At 33.1% G+C, this 815-nt stretch carries 1 protein-coding gene; it reads right to left on the bottom strand.

Features of this window, described 5'->3' with window-relative positions; all coding sequences use genetic code 11:
* Nucleotides 1-196 precede the first annotated feature (196 nt).
* Entirely contained in the window at nucleotides 197-658 is a 462-nt protein-coding gene (locus tag ACSX1H_RS19450) for a hypothetical protein (RefSeq protein ID WP_439185923.1), read from the bottom strand.
* Between the last annotated feature and the right edge of the window lie 157 nt (nucleotides 659-815).

Genomic DNA, 815 nt, shown 5'->3' with positions numbered 1-815 from the left:
AACGGCCTGCCGCATGGCGTCGTAAGGCGATTTAACCTTATAAACTCTCCAAGTTGAACGGAGCCAAAGCGCATATTTTGTTTTACATTTCTTTTTAAAGCCAAATCTGCGATTTGGCGCTGACCGCCGAAGCTGCGAACTTTACAAAACGCTGTGAACGCCTTATGCGCTATTGCGGTTTGTTGTGTTCCGTTTTTTATTGGTAATATGCTATGGAAATTTCTTCCGTTTCTAAGTCAACAGAATACAAACCATCGACTCCTGTTGCATTTCCAGTTATAGGTGTCATATCAGAGTCTTGATTTAAAATGTATAAATACACGTATGTGTCAATGCGATTTAGGTGAAAAGTTATATTCTTTGGTTTGCTTCCTGTGATTTCTATTATTAAGAATCTATCAGGTTCTTGATTATTTTGTCTTAATTCTTGTCTTAAAATCTGAACAGCAGCACTTTTTTCAGAATCTGTCGTTTTAAATTCGTTTAGTCTCCAATATGGAAGTGAAGATAATATTGAATCTAATTTTGATTTAGAAATTTCTATTTTCCCGAAGTTTCCTTTAGCAATATAAATGTTGCCTTCTTGTTTGTTGTCATTAACTGTATTCAATTTGCAACATAAAAAGGTCAAAAATATTAAAGGAATAAGTTTATTCATTACGTCTTTTTAAATTCTGACTAACGTAAAAATAAACGTCAGTATTTCAGTGATTTACAATTTTGTACTTTTTTTCAAATTTCGTCTGCTTTGATGTCCCCGTTTTACGTTAGCTTCAGAAATCAATAAACCTGAAAAGTATTGATTACCTTTATTT

Source organism: Carboxylicivirga taeanensis, from assembly GCF_051851475.1.
GTDB lineage: Bacteria > Bacteroidota > Bacteroidia > Bacteroidales > Marinilabiliaceae > Carboxylicivirga > Carboxylicivirga taeanensis.
This window is presented reverse-complemented; position numbering and strand designations above follow the sequence as displayed.